Annotated in this window: 20 protein-coding genes; 10 read left to right on the forward strand and 10 right to left on the reverse strand. The window is 66.9% G+C overall.

Annotated elements, in window-relative coordinates; all coding sequences use genetic code 11:
* Positions 1–32 precede the first annotated feature (32 nt).
* From NX1_RS24340 to NX1_RS24360, 5 genes are all read right to left on the reverse strand, one after another.
* Entirely contained in the window at positions 33–1,406 is a 1,374-nt protein-coding gene (locus NX1_RS24340; protein WP_068063719.1) for a glucose-6-phosphate dehydrogenase, read from the reverse strand.
* The gene (locus NX1_RS24345) at positions 1,403–3,229 is read right to left on the reverse strand and encodes a glycoside hydrolase family 15 protein (RefSeq protein WP_068063721.1); all 1,827 of its coding nucleotides are present in this window, start codon (positions 3,227–3,229) and stop codon (positions 1,403–1,405) included. The genes NX1_RS24340 and NX1_RS24345 overlap by 4 nt, the downstream gene beginning before the upstream one ends.
* A gap of 44 nt (positions 3,230–3,273) precedes the next feature.
* Positions 3,274–4,326 carry an NAD(P)-dependent alcohol dehydrogenase gene (locus NX1_RS24350; RefSeq protein ID WP_068063723.1) on the reverse strand — a complete coding sequence of 351 codons (1,053 nt, stop codon included), beginning with the start codon at positions 4,324–4,326 and terminating at the stop codon, positions 3,274–3,276.
* Between the two features lie 185 nt (positions 4,327–4,511).
* A complete protein-coding gene (locus tag NX1_RS38115; protein ID WP_068063726.1) occupies positions 4,512–5,315 on the reverse strand; it encodes a Zn-ribbon domain-containing OB-fold protein in 804 nt (267 codons plus the stop codon).
* Between the two features lie 280 nt (positions 5,316–5,595).
* Entirely contained in the window at positions 5,596–6,027 is a 432-nt protein-coding gene (locus tag NX1_RS24360) for a nuclear transport factor 2 family protein (RefSeq protein WP_068063728.1), read from the reverse strand.
* 119 nt (positions 6,028–6,146) lie between these two features.
* On the opposite strand from NX1_RS24360, the gene NX1_RS24365 reads away from it, so the two are divergent.
* Positions 6,147–6,728, forward strand: coding sequence for a TetR/AcrR family transcriptional regulator (locus NX1_RS24365; protein ID WP_068063731.1), 582 nt, complete (start codon positions 6,147–6,149; stop codon positions 6,726–6,728).
* Between the two features lie 53 nt (positions 6,729–6,781).
* On the opposite strand, the gene NX1_RS38870 is transcribed toward NX1_RS24365, so the two are convergent.
* Complete coding sequence (locus NX1_RS38870) at positions 6,782–7,132, reverse strand: winged helix-turn-helix transcriptional regulator (protein ID WP_084501720.1); 351 nt, start codon at positions 7,130–7,132, stop codon at positions 6,782–6,784.
* On the opposite strand from NX1_RS38870, the gene NX1_RS24375 reads away from it, so the two are divergent.
* The gene (locus tag NX1_RS24375) at positions 7,131–7,769 is read left to right on the forward strand and encodes a dihydrofolate reductase family protein (protein ID WP_068063733.1); all 639 of its coding nucleotides are present in this window, start codon (positions 7,131–7,133) and stop codon (positions 7,767–7,769) included. The two genes, NX1_RS38870 and NX1_RS24375, sit on opposite strands and share 2 nt — an antisense overlap.
* Positions 7,770–7,814: 45 nt before the next feature.
* Here the strand turns inward: NX1_RS24375 and NX1_RS24380 are convergent, their stop codons facing one another.
* Complete coding sequence (locus NX1_RS24380) at positions 7,815–8,432, reverse strand: TetR/AcrR family transcriptional regulator (RefSeq protein ID WP_157120016.1); 618 nt, start codon at positions 8,430–8,432, stop codon at positions 7,815–7,817.
* A 74-nt stretch (positions 8,433–8,506) separates the two neighbouring features.
* Here NX1_RS24380 and NX1_RS24385 point away from each other — a divergent pair, with 74 nt between their 5' ends.
* The 6 genes from NX1_RS24385 to NX1_RS24410 all read left to right on the forward strand — a co-directional run bounded on the left by NX1_RS24385 (position 8,507) and on the right by NX1_RS24410 (position 11,521).
* Positions 8,507–8,896 carry a nuclear transport factor 2 family protein gene (locus NX1_RS24385; RefSeq protein ID WP_068063737.1) on the forward strand — a complete coding sequence of 130 codons (390 nt, stop codon included), beginning with the start codon at positions 8,507–8,509 and terminating at the stop codon, positions 8,894–8,896.
* 208 nt (positions 8,897–9,104) lie between these two features.
* Entirely contained in the window at positions 9,105–9,473 is a 369-nt protein-coding gene (locus tag NX1_RS24390) for a hypothetical protein (protein ID WP_157120018.1), read from the forward strand.
* Between the two features lie 25 nt (positions 9,474–9,498).
* Entirely contained in the window at positions 9,499–10,191 is a 693-nt protein-coding gene (gene atpB / locus NX1_RS24395) for a F0F1 ATP synthase subunit A (RefSeq protein WP_084501721.1), read from the forward strand.
* A gap of 65 nt (positions 10,192–10,256) precedes the next feature.
* A complete protein-coding gene (gene atpE, locus NX1_RS24400) occupies positions 10,257–10,517 on the forward strand; it encodes an ATP synthase F0 subunit C (RefSeq protein WP_068063744.1) in 261 nt (86 codons plus the stop codon).
* A gap of 4 nt (positions 10,518–10,521) precedes the next feature.
* Positions 10,522–10,989: a F0F1 ATP synthase subunit B family protein gene (locus NX1_RS24405; RefSeq protein ID WP_068063746.1), complete on the forward strand. Its 468-nt coding sequence runs from the start codon at positions 10,522–10,524 to the stop codon at positions 10,987–10,989.
* A complete protein-coding gene (locus NX1_RS24410) occupies positions 10,976–11,521 on the forward strand; it encodes a F0F1 ATP synthase subunit B family protein (protein WP_169812277.1) in 546 nt (181 codons plus the stop codon). Before NX1_RS24405 ends, NX1_RS24410 begins: the two co-directional genes overlap by 14 nt.
* Positions 11,522–11,781: 260 nt before the next feature.
* Here the strand turns inward: NX1_RS24410 and NX1_RS24415 are convergent, their stop codons facing one another.
* Both NX1_RS24415 and NX1_RS24420 read right to left on the reverse strand, forming a co-directional pair.
* On the reverse strand, positions 11,782–12,072 hold the full coding sequence (locus NX1_RS24415; RefSeq protein ID WP_068063750.1) for a hypothetical protein: 291 nt from the start codon (positions 12,070–12,072) through the stop codon (positions 11,782–11,784).
* A 105-nt stretch (positions 12,073–12,177) separates the two neighbouring features.
* Positions 12,178–12,555 (reverse strand): helix-turn-helix domain-containing protein, encoded by a 378-nt coding sequence (locus NX1_RS24420; RefSeq protein WP_068063752.1) that lies wholly within the window; start codon positions 12,553–12,555, stop codon positions 12,178–12,180.
* Here NX1_RS24420 and NX1_RS24425 point away from each other — a divergent pair.
* Both NX1_RS24425 and NX1_RS24430 read left to right on the forward strand, forming a co-directional pair.
* On the forward strand, positions 12,554–13,813 hold the full coding sequence (locus NX1_RS24425) for an acyl-CoA dehydrogenase family protein (RefSeq protein ID WP_068063826.1): 1,260 nt from the start codon (positions 12,554–12,556) through the stop codon (positions 13,811–13,813). The genes NX1_RS24420 and NX1_RS24425 overlap by 2 nt on opposite strands.
* The gene (locus NX1_RS24430; protein WP_245668659.1) at positions 13,810–14,160 is read left to right on the forward strand and encodes an SDR family NAD(P)-dependent oxidoreductase; all 351 of its coding nucleotides are present in this window, start codon (positions 13,810–13,812) and stop codon (positions 14,158–14,160) included. Before NX1_RS24425 ends, NX1_RS24430 begins: the two co-directional genes overlap by 4 nt.
* A 220-nt stretch (positions 14,161–14,380) precedes the next feature.
* On the opposite strand, the gene NX1_RS24435 is transcribed toward NX1_RS24430, so the two are convergent.
* Positions 14,381–14,962 (reverse strand): TetR/AcrR family transcriptional regulator, encoded by a 582-nt coding sequence (locus tag NX1_RS24435; protein ID WP_245668660.1) that lies wholly within the window; start codon positions 14,960–14,962, stop codon positions 14,381–14,383.
* Positions 14,963–15,320: the final 358 nt, after the last annotated feature.

Raw genomic sequence — 15,320 nt, forward strand, 5'->3', positions numbered from 1 at the left:
TGGCGGTGGATGGCCGGGCGTGTCCGAGGCGTTCATCGGATGTCGCCGACACCGCTCGGTACGAGCGAGCCCGCAGGGTAGTGGTCGAGCGGCACGAGGTCGCGCGACCAAGCGGAAATGATCGGAGTGACGACCCGCCATGCCTGTTCCGCTTCGTCGCCGCGGATGGACAGCGCCGGGTTTCCGGTCAGGACATCCAGCAGGAGCCGTCCGTAAGCGGGAAGTTCCGGCGGGTGGATCGGCGCGGTCATCGTGAGCGGGACCAGGGTGCCCACGGTGGATCCGACGACCGTGAGAGCGAGGGTGAGGCCCTCGGGGTCGAGCGTGAACCGCAGGACGTTCGGTGATGTCGACCCCTCGTCGCCGAAGGGCATGTGGGGTACGGGACGAAAGTGGATCGCGACTTCTTTGCGGTCCGCGCCGAGGGCCTTACCGGTGCGCAGCACGAACGCCGTTCCCGACCACCGCCAATTGTCGAGTGCCAGTTCTATTTCGGCGAAGGTCTCGGTGCGCCGTTGCGGGTCGACGCCGCGCTCGTCGGCGTAGGAGGGGACCTGTCGATCGCCGATCGTGCCCGCGCTGTAGCGGGCTCGGCGTGTGCGGCGTGGCATGTCGTCGTCGGTGAGGGTGCGTATCGAGCGCAGCACGTCGACTTTGCGGTCGCGCAGATCGCGTTCGGACAGCGTGATCGGAGGTTCCATGGCCACTAGGCACAGCAATTGCAGGAGATGGTTCTGCACCATGTCCTCGAGCGCCCCGACGTTGTCGTAGTACCCGGCCCGGTCCTCCACGGTGAGCGTCTCGTCCCAGATGATCTCGACTTTCGCGATGTGCGCGCTGTTCCAGAGGGATTCGAGGACGCGATTGGCCAGCCTGCTGCCGAGCAGGTTCTGCACGGTCGTCATGGCGAGGAAGTGGTCCACCCGGAAGACGGCCTGTTCCGGGACCAGGTCCGCCAGTAGATGGTTGAGAGTCTCGGCGCTGGTGAGGTCCTCGCCGAACGGTTTCTCGAGCACGAGCCTGCTGCCCTCGGGCAGGTGCGCGCTGTGCAGCGTCTGGATCGCCGCGGGGAACAATGCGGGAGCCAGCGCCAGGTAGAGGGCCACCGGACCGTCACCGGCGATCGCTTCGGCCACCTCCAGCGGGTTCTGAATATCGGCTCGCCGGTATCGTGCGGCGGCTGTGATCGCTCGCCTGCTAGCGGCCGCGGTGTTGGCGGCATGCTGATCGAGGTGGGCGTCAGCCCATGCCTGGAATTGTTCGTCGTCCCAGTCTTTCAGATCGGCGCACACCATCCGGAAGCTCGGATCGAGCTTTCCGGACTCGTACAGTGCGGCCAGCCCCGGCAGGAGATAGCGTCCGGTGAGATCGCCTGTGCCGCCGAAGATGACAAGTCGCTGGATCATCGCCGGTCCGCCTTTGCGCGTGCGAGGTTCACGCCACTGGCGATGACGCCGATGTGGCTGAACGCCTGCGGGAAGTTGCCCATGAACGCGCCGGTGGAGGGGTCGATCTGCTCGGAGAACAGGCCCACCGTGCTGGCGCGGTCGCACAATGAGTCGTAGAGCTGCTCGGCTTCCTCGATGCGGCCTTGCAGGGTCAGGTTGTCGACCAACCAGAAGCTGCACAGGACGAAGGCGCCTTCGTCGCCGGGCAGGCCGTCGGGTGATTCGTCGTGCAGGTAGCGGTACAGCAAACCGTCTCCGGCGCCGAGGCGATCGGCGACGGCCGCGGTCGTCGCCACCATGCGCGGGTGATCGGCGGGGACGACATGCCGCAGCGGCAGCGCGAGCAAACTCGCATCGAGGGCTCCGCCGCCGTCGAGATGCGCGCTGAGCGTCTGCGCGCGATCGTCCCACGAGCGTTTCAGTATGGATTCGCGGATGTGAGCGGCGGTGGCGCGCCACGTGCCGACGGGCCCCGGCAGGCGGAAGCGTTCGCCGATCGCGGCGGCTCGGTCCAGCGCGACCTGGCACAGTGCTGCGCTGTAGGTGAACGCGCGGCCTGAGCTGCGCACTTCCCAGATGCCTTGATCCGGTTCCTCCCACGACCGACCGGCCGCATCGGCCAAGCGGGCCAGGCTCGACCACAGCACCGGCTGTATCTCTCCGCCGGAGCGCAGCCACTGGTCGGCGCAATCGAGAATCTCGCCGTAGACGTCGTGCTGGCGTTGGTCGGCGGCGCCGTTACCCCAGCGGACCGGAGCCGAGCGCCGATAGCCTTCCAGATCGGTGGCCTCGGTCTCGTCGGGTACGGGGTCGCCGTCGATGTCGTACATGATGCGGGGCCCGTCGCTGCGTTCGAACGCGTCGAGAACCCATCCGAGGAACGCATCGGCCTCGCCCTGAAAGCCGATGCGGCGTAAGGCGTATACGGCGTAGGCCGCGTCGCGAATCCAGACATAGCGGTAGTCCCAGTTGCGGATGCCGCCGATCGGCGCCGGGATCGAGGAGGTCGGTGCGGCGACAACGGAGCCGTTGACCCAGTGGTCGCAGAGCTTGAGGGTGATCGCCGCCCGCCGGACCAGGGGTTTGCGCGGGCCGTCGTAATTGCAGCCCGCCAACCAGGAGCGCCACGCGTGCGCGGTGTCGTACAGCATCGACGGGGCGTCGAACCGGTGGTGGCGATGGAATCGTCCCCAGGACAACACCAGGTCGAGCCGTTCTCCCTGTTCCAGGTCGTAGGTGCTGTGCAGGCCGGTCATCGGCCGGTTGCCGCGCAGATGCAGCCGCAGGCGCGGTTGCGACTTCGCGCGGATCTCGAGACCGCTGAACACCTGCCGCACCTCGCCGCCGCCGTGCGGCGAGATATCGACGTGCAAACGGACGTGTCCGTCGAGGACGACCGCCGAGCGAACGAGTTCGGCGCGGTTGGCCGGAGCGTCGTCGCCGAGGTCGGCGCCGGAGCGCAGAGCCATCGCATCGGTCAACCGGACGACTCCGGTTTCACAGCGCAGCTCGGTTTCCAGTACGCCGGTGTCAGGTTGATACCGCTGGCGGCCTTCGAGCAAGTTCGCGGGCGCGACGGTGAAAGACCCGCCGCGCTCGTGATCGAGCAGTCCGCAGAACAGTGGTTCGGCGTCGAAGCGTGGAATGCACAGCCAGGGGATCGTGCCGTCCACACCCACGAGTGCGGCGGTCGCGCCGTCTCCGATCAGCCCGTAGTCCTCGAGCGGGAGGTATCCGTCTCGGCGGCGAATCGGCCTCAACGGTGGATCGGGATCGTGCATCTCACCTCTTCCCCGGCAGCGGGCAAGCGAAGTGGCGGCGGTCGTCAGCCGAAACGGATCAGCACTTTCACGACATCCTCGAGTTTCTTGTCCGAGATCTCGAACGCCTGCTCCATGTCCTCGAAAGCGAATTCGTGTGTCGTCATGGGCGTCGGATCGACCTGACCGGACTCCAGGACGCGCAGCAGACGCTCCATGCGGAGCCTGCCGCCCGGACACAGTCCGCTCGCGATCGTCTTGTCGGCCATGCCGACTCCCCATTCCACCCGGGGGATCCGGACGAATTCTCCGTCGCCGAAGTACCCGAGGTTGGATATCGTTCCGCCCGGCTTGGTGATCTTCACCGCCGTCTGGAAGGTGGCATCGGCGCCGAGCGCCTCGATCGCGGTGTCGACGCCCTCGCCGCCGGTCAGTTCGAGGACACGCTCGACGACATCCTCGCTCGTGTAATCGATGATCTCGCCCGCGCCGTATGCGCGGGCCAACAACTGACGCTCCGGCACCGACTCCACACCGATGATCAGACCCGCACCGCGCAATCTCGCTCCCGCCGTCGCCATCAAGCCCACCGGCCCCTGCGCCAAGACGGCCACGGTGCCGCCTATCGGGATGTTGCCTTTCTCCGCGCCCATGAATCCGGTCGACAGCATGTCGGCGCAATACACCGCCCACTCATCCGGGACACCGTCCGGAATGACCGCGAGATTCGCATCGGCATCGTTGACGTGGAAATACTCGGCGAAAACACCATCTTTGGAGTTGGCGAACTTGAAACCGCCGAGTGGTCCACCCGACTGGGAAGGAAACCCGTTCTGCGAGGCCGCATCACCCCAATCCGGGGTGATCGCGCCGCAGAGGACACGGTCGTTCGGACGGATGTGCTCCACCTCGCTACCGACCGCGTGCACCACCCCGACGGCCTCGTGACCCAAGGTCAGGTTTTCCCGCGGCCCGATACCACCGCGGACGGTGTGCGAGTCGGATGTGCAGATCAGGGCTGTGGTGGTCCGTACGACGGCATCGAACGGGCCGGGCTCGGGGACGGGTTTCTCGGTGAACCCCACCGACCCGATCGCCTTCATGACGAACGCCTTCATCGTCCTGCCTCCCTGACGCTCATACGGTCGTAGAAACGGCATGTCGACGGCGAATCCCCGCAAATCTAGCAGCTCCGCACCCGGCCACGAACGATTGTTACCACCACGCGACCTCAGCTACCGCAGGGGCTCGATACCGGTCGAAACCACGAACGGCGTTCTCGCGCAGAGCAGACCGGCCCGCTTCACCGGTGACCGACGGAGGAGTCCGGATATACGCGCCAGCCCCACTTCAGGGCGTCCAGGAGGTTGCGTTTGATGGTGCGTACGTTCTGGTTGTCTCCGGTGCGCGGGCGGAGGGCGTCGCTGATCATCTGGACGAATCGCCAGCGGGTGACGCCGAAGGTGACGAGAAGTTCACCCGCGCCTGCGCCGCCGAACGGGGCCCATCGGATAGCGAACCTGACCAAGGACCTCTCGTCGGCGTCGAGCGATCTCGTCGCCGCCAGGAAATCGCATTGGTGTAGTGACGACCGAACCCAGGTCGAGTCGTAGGTGTTCTCGTTGGTCGTCGGAGCCTTCACTGTCCTACCTTTCGGATTGATCGCGTGTCTGCATTCGGATCTGCCGGTTCCGGCTCGAGGCAGATCGACGGGCAGGTTGGTGGTGAACACCGGGAACCGGTCGGAGGTGGGCTGGGGCTCGAACCGCACACGCACCGGCTCGTCCGAGGGCGGGGGGATCTCGCCCTCGAGCGTGGTGTAGAGCCAGGGGCCGTCATCGAGCTCGACGATGGCGATCGTCGAGGTCTCCCACTCGCCCGAACTGCTGTCCGCTGGGCGATGCAGCACTTTCCACGACACGACCGACCCCTCGCCGGACGAGGAGACCCACTCCAGCGCCGGCGACTGACACGACGAACACGTCCTGGTCAGCGGCGCGAGCAGTGTCGCGCAGCTGGTGCACCGCCGGATCATCAACGTCGTCCGATCGCGCCGCTGGTTGGTTTCGCCCGCGCACCGTCCTGTGTCTGTCTTGTAATGCTCCATGAGACGTCCTGGCCTGATCGTGACCGCTGTGTCGAAGTACAGCGTCGTGCTCGGCGCGGGGACGCGCGACGGTAGAGCTACCGGGGACATACCTATTTTCGGCGTGTGCGCAATCACCGGACGCGGGGCGATACCGCCAGATCCGCCCTGCCGTCCGCTGTGGTCGGCGGGATCGCCCCAGGTGATCAGTCCTGCTCAGACCGCGCCTGGCCGCTCGCTCAGGGCGGCGCGACCTCGACAGGAGTACGGTCGTTGCGTCGAATCGTTGGTGCTGTCGTGATCAAGCCGGCTGCGAGCCCAGCACGGCGAGCATCGCGAGGGTGTCTTGATACTCACGCCAGTGCACGATCTGCCCGTTGCCCGCGGTGAGCACGCTGATGAACCGTGCCGAGGCGGGCTGCCCTGTCGCGGTGAGGGTGCCTGCCAGCTCGTATTCGCCGATGACGACGTCCGGGTCGACGCTGCGATGGACGACGACGTCGCGGACCTCTTCCAAGCGCACCGGGAGTGCACGGCGTCCCTCTTCGGCGAGCGCGAGGAATCGGTCGCGTCCCTCGATCCGTCGCATCCCGCCGGGAGCGAACGGGACTTCGATGACCACGTCGGTCGCCCACAGGTTCGTATCGATGGATTCAGCGGGATCGCTGAGCACATGGCGGAGGAATCGGTGAAACAGCCGCTCGGCCGACGTCTGCTCGGTCGTGGTCGTCATGAGTTGGTTCCTTCCCCCGTCGACTGGCGCAGCCACAAGATGAGTGGCGACTCCGCTTTCGTTCTGAGAATATGAGTCAGCACTCCGTTTGTCCAGAGTCCGCGGAAGGATGGGAATCGTTGGCGTCCAACGAATCCGGCAATGCCGCACCGCGCCGGGCGGACGCGCGGCGCAACCGTGCCCGCGTCCTCGCCGCGGCCGAGCAGGTCTTCGGTGACCAAGGCGTCGCGGGGTCGACCGAGGAAATCGCCCGGCGCGCAGGGGTATCGGTCGGCACGGTCTTCCGTCATTTCCCCACCAAGCAGGAGCTGCTGGCCGCGATCGTCAAAGACCTGCTGCGACGGCTCGGGGAGGAAGCGGACCGGCTCCTTCGCGACGGTGATCCCGCCACCGCGCTGTTCACGTTCTTCGCGCATCTCGTTGCCGAGGCGGCGGAGAGGAAGACGATCGTCGAACTGCTCGCCGGTGTGGGGACCGCCGTACCCATCGACGGCGCGATCGGCGGATTTGCCGACACGCTGGCGAGATTGCTGGTCAAGGCCCAGGCCGCTGGGACTGTGGATCGGGGCGTCACCGCCGACGATGTCCTCGCGCTGCTGATCAGCACTACGCAGGGTGCGGTGCGAGGCGGGTGGGATTCCGATCGGCGACAGCGGGTGCTGTCGATCGTCTTCGCCGGGCTGGCCGCGCCGCCGCGCTGACCGATTCCTCAGCCGAAAGACATCAAGGGTCGTCGGGCGGCCGCGTCGGGCCTCTATTCGCCGTTGGAGTCGGCGGCCGCAACTGCTTCCTGGTAGGCGGCGGTCAGTTCCGCGAGCACTCCGTCGGCCGGCGTCGGAGCTCCGGAGAGATGGGTGGCGCGGAGTTCGGCCATGAATCGTTCCCAGAGCGGGGGACCGCCCGCGGCGAGCAGTTCGGCGCGGACGGTCAGTTCGGGCGTCGTGGCCAACCAGCGTGCGCCCCACGCTCCCAGTTGGGCCATGACCGGGACGAGCTGGATCGCCGCCTCGGTCAGGTGGTACTCGACCTTCTGGCGGTGGCTCGGGTCGTCGTGGCGGGTGAGCAGGCCCGCGTCGACGAGTTTCGCGAGACGGTTGGCCAGGATGTTGGTCCGCGTTCAGAACTTCGACGTGTCCAGTGGCGGATACGGTTCGGGGGAGGGGCAGAGCTTCGAGCGCCCGTTCGGCCACGCCGACCCGAGTGCTCTCTTCTCCTGGGCGGGCGCCACCGCGCACTGGCCCACCCGGACCGAACCCGGCGGCACCTACGGCCTCGACGACTACTGCGCCCGCGACTTCCGCAACAACATCGGCGCGGAGATCATGGGGCGCAACAAATTCGGTCCGCAGCGTGGCCCGTGGGAGAACTACGACTGGCAGGGTTGGTGGGGCGACGAACCGCCGTTCCGCACACCGGTGTTCGTCCTCACCCACCACGTGCGGCCCTCGTTCACCTTGGGCGAGACCACGTTCCACTTCCTCGACGCATCGCCGAAGGAGGCGCTGGCGCAAGCATTCGACGCCGCCGAAGGCAAGGACGTGCGCATCGGCGGCGGCGTCGCCACGGTCCGTGAATTCCTCGACGCCGACCTGATCGACACGATGCACGTCGCCGTCGCATCGGTCGAACTCGGTCGCGGTGAAAGGTTGTGGACGAGCCCCGGCGAACTCACCGACCGCTTCCACCTGGAGCGGATTCCGAGTCCGAGCGGGGTGACGCACCACTTCTTCTGGCGAAAGTGATCGGATTCGAGCTTCGCGCGGCTCCCCCGCGGTCCGTCCGTCCCGTCACGGCCGTATACCGACGAGCTTGGTGAGGAAGCGCTCGACCTGTTCCTCGAGCGGCGGCCACGGCTGATCCGGTTGATGCAGACGCATCGACACCGCACCGTGCACCGCGGCTCGCAGGTCCAGCGCGATCGTCGCGGCGTCCCCGGCCGGAACGAGCCCGGCGTCCATGCACCGCCGCACCGCGGCGACGGTGCCGTCGGCCAGCTCCTTCCGGAAAGCCATATCCGTGCGCTGGTTCAGGGCACTCTCGTGCAGTACCGCGTACAGCCCCGGGTGCTGATCCGCCCATTCGCCGAGAACCATTGTGCGAGCGCGTAATTGGTCTGCCGGGTCGGCATGGCTCGACTCGGCCTCCGCCATGGCTCGCATCAGATCGTCGTGACACCGGTTCAACACCGCGAGCACCAAGGCGTCCCGATCGTCGAAGTGGAGGTAGATCGACGTGGCGGCGATGCCGATCGCCCGTGTCACCGTGCGCATGGACAGTGCTTGGTCGTCGCCGAGTTCGTCGAGTATCCGCATCGCGGCGACCAAGATCTCCTCGCGCAAGCGCTCGCCTTGGCCGCGCGGATTGCGTCCGCGCGATCGCCGGTTGTCTGCCTGATCCTCCGCCATGGGCGTCATTGTATTCGAACCGCTGTAGCGCTACGGTTGTAGCGCTACAGCCGTTCAGTCATGGAGCCGATGTGATGACCACTGGCAACACCCTCGAGTCGAACAAAGAGATCGTGGCGGCCTTCTACGAAGCTGCCTTCAACAGAAAGGATTTCGGCGCCGCGCGCCGATACCTGTCCGACGATTACATCCAGCACAACCCACTCATCGCGGACGGCGTCGAAGGGCTTCGAGCGCGTCTGGCGTTTCTCGGGCAGACGTTCCCCGCACTGTCCGTGAAGGTCGAACGCCTGGTGGCCGAGGGCGATTACGTCGTCGCGCACGTCCACGCGGTCCGTGTCCCCGGTCGGCGCGGAGTGGCGATCATGGACATCTTCCGCCTCGACAACGGCAGGTTGGCCGAGCACTGGGACGTCATGCAGGACATCCCCGAGGACGCGTTGAATCAGAACGGCATGTTCTAACCCTTCGCCGGTCGGTCGGGTCGAGCGCATCGTCCCGGCCGATCCGCGCGTATATCGAACGACGCCGCCCGCTGAGGTTCGACGGGGGAGTGGATGTCCGATTTGTCCGAAACTCTTGTACTACGGCCAGTAGTAAGAGAGAATGATGGTGTGACCGAATGTAGTTCTTCTACTGCGGATCATCACATCATTTGCTATGGGAGGGATCATGTCGGTCGGTGCGGACCGTCGTCCGATCATCGTCTCCGTCGGAGTGGGAACCGTGGTTATGGCGGTGGCCGGGATGCTGGATCGGTTGGCGTTGGGGCTATTCGTTTGCGCGGGAATGGGATTGGGACATCTGAACGCGTGGCTCACCCGGCTCGCCGTCGCCCGGATTTCGGCAGGTGACATCGCGTCGGGCAAGCAGTGGTTGGCGGCGACGAGCGGGTTGCGGTTGTTCGGTGTCACGGGATTCGCGTTGATCGTCGGGGTGCTCGCGCGGCCGGATGGATTCGGCATCCTCCTCGGGCTGGTGGCTTTCCAGTTGGCCGTTCTGCTCGCCGTCTCGGCGCCGGTAGTGCGAGGTGCGCGATGACGAAAGTCGAAGTGGACACCATGAAATGGCATACGCCTTCGATATGGCGTTCCACGTGGACACCATTCTCGCCACCGTTGTCGCGGCCGCTGTCGTACTGGGACTCGCGTTCTGGCTGCGCGTCAGGCTGACGTCCGGCGTCCCGAACGGGGTGCAGTTGTTCTTCGAAACCGTGACGGTGCAGCTGCGCGGCCAGGTGGAAAGCGCAGTCGGCCTTCGGGTCGCGCCCTTCGTGCTGCCGTTGGCGGTGACGCTGTTCGTCTTCGTACTGCTGTCGAACTGGTTGTCCATGCTACCAGTGCAATACGGTGACGGTGAGCTCATCGAACCACCGGCCGCCGACGTCAACTTCACCTACGCGCTCGCCCTGTTCGTGTTCGTCTGCTACCAGGCCGCGGGCGTGGCGCGGCGCGGCCCGATCGGCCATGTGAAGCAGGTGCTGAAGGGGCACACGGGCTGGGGCCCAATGGTTTTCATCAACGTCATCGAGGAATTGGCGAAACCGCTCTCCTTGGCGCTGCGGTTGTTCGGCAATATGTTCGCCGGCGGGGTGATGATCTCGGTGATCGCGCTGCTCCCGGCCTGGCTCAGCTGGGCACCGAACGCCGCATGGAAGCTGTTCGACCTGTTCGTGGGGATCGTTCAGGCTTTCATCTTCGCGCTGCTCACCATCCTCTACTTCGGTCAGGCCACCGTGCGCGAGCACGAGAACCACTGAACCGCGCCGGGCGCCTTCGTATTCCGGCCACGCATTCCTAGATCAACGGGGAAAGGGAGAATGAAATGGCAGACGTGACCCATGAGACGATCGTCCAGGCGGCGGCCCTGCTCGCGGGCGGGCTGATGATGGTCGGCGGTGCGATCGGCGCGGGATACGGCAACGGTATGGCGGGTTCGGCGCTGATCAACGGCGTTTCCCGGCAGCCGGAGGCCGAGGGCAGGCTGCGCGGCAACTATCTGATGGCGGTCAGCCTGGTGGACGCCGTCTACTTCATCAACCTGACGTTCATGGCGCTGTTCGCCTTCGCCGCGCCGGGGAAGTAATGACATGAGCACGCAAACCCTTGCGGGACAGAACTTTCTGATTCCCAATGGCACCTTCTTCGTCGAACTGTCGATCTTCCTGCTCGTGCTCGCGGTCGTCTGGTTGTTCGTGGTGCCACCGATCCGCGATGTGCTCGCCGAGCGGCAAGCCCGCGTCGCCGAGACCGCCCTCGACGGGCAGCGAGCGCGGGAGCTCTTCGAGGCGGCCGAGGGCCGGGTGCGGTCCTCGGTGGCGCAGGCGCGCGGCGAGGCCGCGCGGGTGCGCGAACAGGCCAGACACGAAGGTCGCGCGGTCCTGCACGCGGCGCGCGAGCGGGCGCGGGTAGAGTCCGACGAGATGGTCGCCGGAGCCGTGACGCGGCTGCGGGCCGACGCGGACGCGGCGGCCGCGCGGCTGCGCGGACACATCGATCCGCTGGCTCGTGAGCTGGCCGACCGCGTGATCGGAGGTGGCGCCGGTGAGCGAGCGTGACGGTATCTATGACATCACCTGGAACTGGCCGGTATTCCTGAGTCAGCTGCTCGGTTTCGCTGTCATCGTCGGTGCGCTCGTCGAATGGGTTGTGCCGCAAGTGAAAGCGGCGATGCTGCGGTCCCAGCAGACGATTCGCGGACAACTGGAGGAGAGTTCGCAGGCAACGACCCGATTGGCCGCGGCCGAGCGGGCTTTCGCCGAAGCGGCCGCGACGGCGCGCACCGAGGTGGCTCAGATCCGCGAGGAGGCCCGCGCCGACGCGGAACGCATCATCGCGGAGCTGCGCAAGACCGCGGCCGCCGAGGTCGCCTGGGTGCGCGGCTACGGAGAGGACCGCGTGGCGCAGGTGAATCGGCAGTTGCGCGCGGAGCTCGGGCAGGACCTGACCGCGGCGGTGCTCGACCGCACCGAGTCCGTGGTGGCCGAACGTCTCGACTCGCCCGAAGCCGTGTCGGACAGCATCGACCGGTTCCTCGACGAACTGGCCGTGCACGCGGGACACGCCGAGGAAATCCGGAACTCGCCGTAAGCCCTTGCCGCTAGTTCCCTTTCAGCGCCCGGATCGGTTCGTGATCCGGGCGCCATGGGCAATTCGCAGGACGCTGGGACATTCGCAGGAAGCGGGGATATTCACAGGGCGCTAGGTCATTCGAATGGCGCTAGGGCATTCGAAGTGCGCTGGGACATCCGCAGGCTCTGGCCAATTTTGGGCCGCCCGGACATGACCTGATCGGCGGCCCCGCTGAACGCAGGGCGAGTGCGTCGGCGACGCGAATTCCCCTCTGTCCCTTAGGACTCCGGAGGGACTATCGGAGAGCTGAACACTTCTTCCAGCGGCGTCGGTCCGGTGTACCGGCGGCAGTTGCAGCGGACCCATTCCCGCAGACCGTGCGTGCCCTTGCGGGAGGTCTCGGCGTGACAGGTGCCCGTGGCGCGGTCGTGCAGCGCGAGGTCGTGACCGCAACCGCAGCGGGCGAGCGCTTTCGCGCCCGATCGGGTTCGCCGGTGCCCGACCCGGCCGAAAACCCAGCCGACGCCCACCAGGCCGGCGCCGACTGCGAGGCTGAGGGGATCCACCATGATTGGAGTATACGTATACGCATAGCCGAGGTGATTCGAATGGCGGCCTCGGGCGGACCGGGCTCGCTGCCATCGCTCACTCGGGAAAACGCCTGCGGCAGGCGATCATTGAGGTCCGTGCAGCTCCGAACGTGGCCCCGAGTGGTCCCGGCGGGCGTATCGGCTGAGGGTGGCCGAGCTGTGCAGTCCGACGGTGGACGCGATCTGCGCCAGCGGTAGGTCGGACTCGGTCAGCAGGGTCATGGCTCGCTCGCGGCGGGCTTCGTCGAGGACGGTCGCGAACGTCTTGCCCTCCGCCGCGAGGTGGCGCTGCGAGCTGCGGGGCGATACCGCCAACTGTTCGACGACCGTCCGCACGCCACGCAGACCCGTCGAACGCACCCATGCCGCGGGTCCAGTGTCCGGCCCGGTGTCGTGATCAGTGAATTTGTTGGCGTGTTCGGTCAACTCCTCGCCCGGACTGCTTCCTAGGGTCATGGCCATGGACTTTTCTCCGTCACCGCGGGCCGTCGAGCTCACCGAGGCGGTCCGCGCCTTCGTCGACGAGCACGTCACCCCGATCGAGCACGACTACCACCGACAGATCGCCCGAACGCGCGCCGAGGGTGGTGACCCGTGGCAACCACTGCCCCTGCTGGCCGAATTGCGGGAACGGGCCCGCGCCGAGGGACTGTGGAATCTCTTTCTCCCGGCGGGTCACGAGAGGCCCTACGCCGAGCGGTACGGCACCCGCGGCGGCGCGGGTCTGAGCAATACCGATTACGCGCCGGTGGCGGAGGCGATGAGTCGCTCCTTCATGGCTCCGTACGTGTTCAACTGCAATGCGCCCGATACCGGCAATGCCGAAGTCCTGCTGAAATACGGCTCGCCGCAGCAGCAGCGGGACTGGCTCGACCCGCTGCTGGCGGGCGAGATCCGCAGCGCGTTCTGCATGACCGAACCCGGTGTGGCGTCCTCGGATGCTACGAACATGGAACTCACCGCGGTCCTCGACGGCGACGAGGTGGTACTCGACGGCCGCAAGTGGTGGTCGACGGGGATCGGCCACCCCGACTGCCGAATCCTGATCGTCATGGGCGTGACCGATCCGGACGCCGAGCGCCACCGACGGCATTCGATGGTGCTGGTGCCGCGGGATACCCCCGGTGTCCGGGTGGAACGGATGCTCGACACGATGGGCTTCCAAGACGAGCCGTACGGGCACGGCGAGGTGTCCTTCACCGATGTCCGCGTGCCCGCCGGCAACATCATCGCCGGTCCGGGACGCGCTTTCGAGATCGCGCAGGGCAGGCTGGGGCCCGGTCGAGTGCACCACTGCATGCGGCTCATCGGACTGGCCGAGTACGCGCTCGAACTCGCCTGCCGCCGCGGCCTGGAACGCGTCGCGTTCGGCAAGCCGCTGGCCAACCTGGGCGGCAATCGGGAACGCATCGCGGACGCCCGCATCGCGATCGACTCCATGCGCCTGCTCGTGCTGCACGCCGCGTGGAAGCTCGACCAGGGCGGCCCGCTGCACGCCCTGTCGGAGGTCTCCCAGATCAAGGTGGCGGTGCCGAACATGGCGCAGCAGGTCATCGACTTCGCCATGCAGATCCACGGCGGCGCCGGTTTGAGCAACGACTTCCCGCTGGCGGCCGCCTGGACCGCGGCCCGCGCGATCCGGCTCGCCGACGGCCCCGACGAGGTGCACCGCGGCATGGTCGCTCGACTCGAGCTCGGCAAGTACGGAGCCGCCCGGTGACCGTCTCGAACAGATCGTCCCAGCGGCGCGGGACCATCGTGATCACCGGCGCCAGTTCCGGACTCGGCGCGGAGATGGCCCGCCAGTTCACCGCCCTCGGCTACGACGTGGGCCTGGCGGCCCGGCGGCTGGACCGCCTCGAGGACGTGCGCGCCGAGATCCACGCCCGGCACCCGGACCGCATCGTCGAACTGGCGGAGCTGGACGTGACCGACGGCGCCGGCGTGCACGCGGTGATCGCCGACCTCGATCGGCGTCTCGGCGGCATCGACCGGCTCGTCACCAACGCGGGCAGCGGAGCGGGGACGCTCAGTGACGCTGTCAACAGTTGGGCCGATCGGCTCTGACGCGGAGCCGAGCGAATGCGGCGCCGGTCTTGGCATTTCGTACTCACGACCCCACCGAGCGGTCGCGCGAACGTGCAGGCAGGAGTGTCCGGCGAGGCTATCGCCGCATATTCGCTGAGGCCCCGACCACGGCGAGGGTTCGAGGCGCGCTGCCTGTGGATGGGCATGGCGACCTCACCGAACCCTCGCGACGGCGCGATGGGTGGGCGCGATCCTTGCGTCAGGCCTGCGGCGCGTATGTCTCGAGATAGGCGGTGACGAGGCGTCGCGCTTCGTCGATCGTGGCGCGGTCGCCCGTCGACGAGTCACGGAACGCGACGTCGAAAAGCCGGTCACCGGCCTCGAGGGCGAGCTGAACGACGAGTTCGGAAACATCGGCGCGGATCAGATCGCGCTCGATGAGAAAGCGCCGGAGCCGCTTCGCCTGCGCCATGTCGAATGCTTGCGCGAGTTCGCGCAGCGGCGCGCTGCGTCCCGCGTACCAGAGCTCGACGAAACTCGGATACGCGCGAAAGTAGGCCAGCAACTCGTCGATGACCGTGTCGCAGACCGCCCGCAGAGTGTCCGGCTCGGCGCGATTCAGCGCGGCGTCGAGGCGCTCGTCGAGCTCGTGCGTATGGCGCAGCGCCAGCTCGGTATCGACCTGATTCCGGTCGGCGAAATAGTGGTACACCGACGCGAGCGGAATGCGGGCCCGGTCGCTGATCGCTTTCAGGGTGGCCGCTTCGTAACCCTGCTCACCGAGCAGTGCCTCGGCCGCGTCGAGAATGGCCTGCGCGCGCTCGACCCCACGACGCTGCACTGGCGCAGGGCGAGTGGCTACCCGAGAGCCCGGCAGATTTTCGAACACGATTCGGAATCGTAACAGTGCCGTCGTTCGCACCTCGGCGCCCGGCGTTGTGTCGAGCCAAGGTCAGTCCGGCCGAGCCGGGCTACAGGGCTGGTGGCGCCATCTGGCGCGGCTCACAGGACCGCTCGGAAGGCCGGAAAGCTCGCGCAACTCCGCGAATACCCTGTCGACCACTTCGACGTCTACCAAGGTCCATGGCAGCAGCGGGCCGACCAACTCGAATTCCTCGCGCGAGCCCTCGATCCGGCGTACTCCGGAGCGCGGGTGCGGTACCGCGAAGTCATTTGATCCCACACCACCATTGGCGTTG

This window comes from Nocardia xishanensis NBRC 101358 (assembly GCF_001613365.1).
GTDB classification, from domain to species: Bacteria; Actinomycetota; Actinomycetes; order Mycobacteriales; family Mycobacteriaceae; genus Nocardia; species Nocardia xishanensis.

Excerpts from the sequence above, each read along its gene's own strand:
- NX1_RS24340 (WP_068063719.1), bottom strand. The coding sequence starts at position 1,406 with ATGATCCAGCGACTTGTCATCTTCGGCGGCACAGGCGATCTCACCGGA.
- NX1_RS24345 (WP_068063721.1), bottom strand. The coding sequence starts at position 3,229 with ATGCACGATCCCGATCCACCGTTGAGGCCGATTCGCCGCCGAGACGGA.
- NX1_RS24350 (WP_068063723.1), bottom strand. The coding sequence starts at position 4,326 with ATGAAGGCGTTCGTCATGAAGGCGATCGGGTCGGTGGGGTTCACCGAG.
- NX1_RS38115 (WP_068063726.1), bottom strand. The coding sequence starts at position 5,315 with ATGGAGCATTACAAGACAGACACAGGACGGTGCGCGGGCGAAACCAAC.
- NX1_RS24360 (WP_068063728.1), bottom strand. The coding sequence starts at position 6,027 with ATGACGACCACGACCGAGCAGACGTCGGCCGAGCGGCTGTTTCACCGA.
- NX1_RS24375 (WP_068063733.1), top strand. The coding sequence starts at position 7,131 with ATGTTGGTCCGCGTTCAGAACTTCGACGTGTCCAGTGGCGGATACGGT.
- NX1_RS24380 (WP_157120016.1), bottom strand. The coding sequence starts at position 8,432 with ATGGCGGAGGATCAGGCAGACAACCGGCGATCGCGCGGACGCAATCCG.
- NX1_RS24385 (WP_068063737.1), top strand. The coding sequence starts at position 8,507 with ATGACCACTGGCAACACCCTCGAGTCGAACAAAGAGATCGTGGCGGCC.
- NX1_RS24390 (WP_157120018.1), top strand. The coding sequence starts at position 9,105 with ATGTCGGTCGGTGCGGACCGTCGTCCGATCATCGTCTCCGTCGGAGTG.
- atpB (WP_084501721.1), top strand. The coding sequence starts at position 9,499 with ATGGCATACGCCTTCGATATGGCGTTCCACGTGGACACCATTCTCGCC.
- atpE (WP_068063744.1), top strand. The coding sequence starts at position 10,257 with ATGGCAGACGTGACCCATGAGACGATCGTCCAGGCGGCGGCCCTGCTC.
- NX1_RS24405 (WP_068063746.1), top strand. The coding sequence starts at position 10,522 with ATGAGCACGCAAACCCTTGCGGGACAGAACTTTCTGATTCCCAATGGC.
- NX1_RS24415 (WP_068063750.1), bottom strand. The coding sequence starts at position 12,072 with ATGGTGGATCCCCTCAGCCTCGCAGTCGGCGCCGGCCTGGTGGGCGTC.
- NX1_RS24425 (WP_068063826.1), top strand. The coding sequence starts at position 12,554 with ATGGACTTTTCTCCGTCACCGCGGGCCGTCGAGCTCACCGAGGCGGTC.
- NX1_RS24420 (WP_068063752.1), bottom strand. The coding sequence starts at position 12,555 with ATGGCCATGACCCTAGGAAGCAGTCCGGGCGAGGAGTTGACCGAACAC.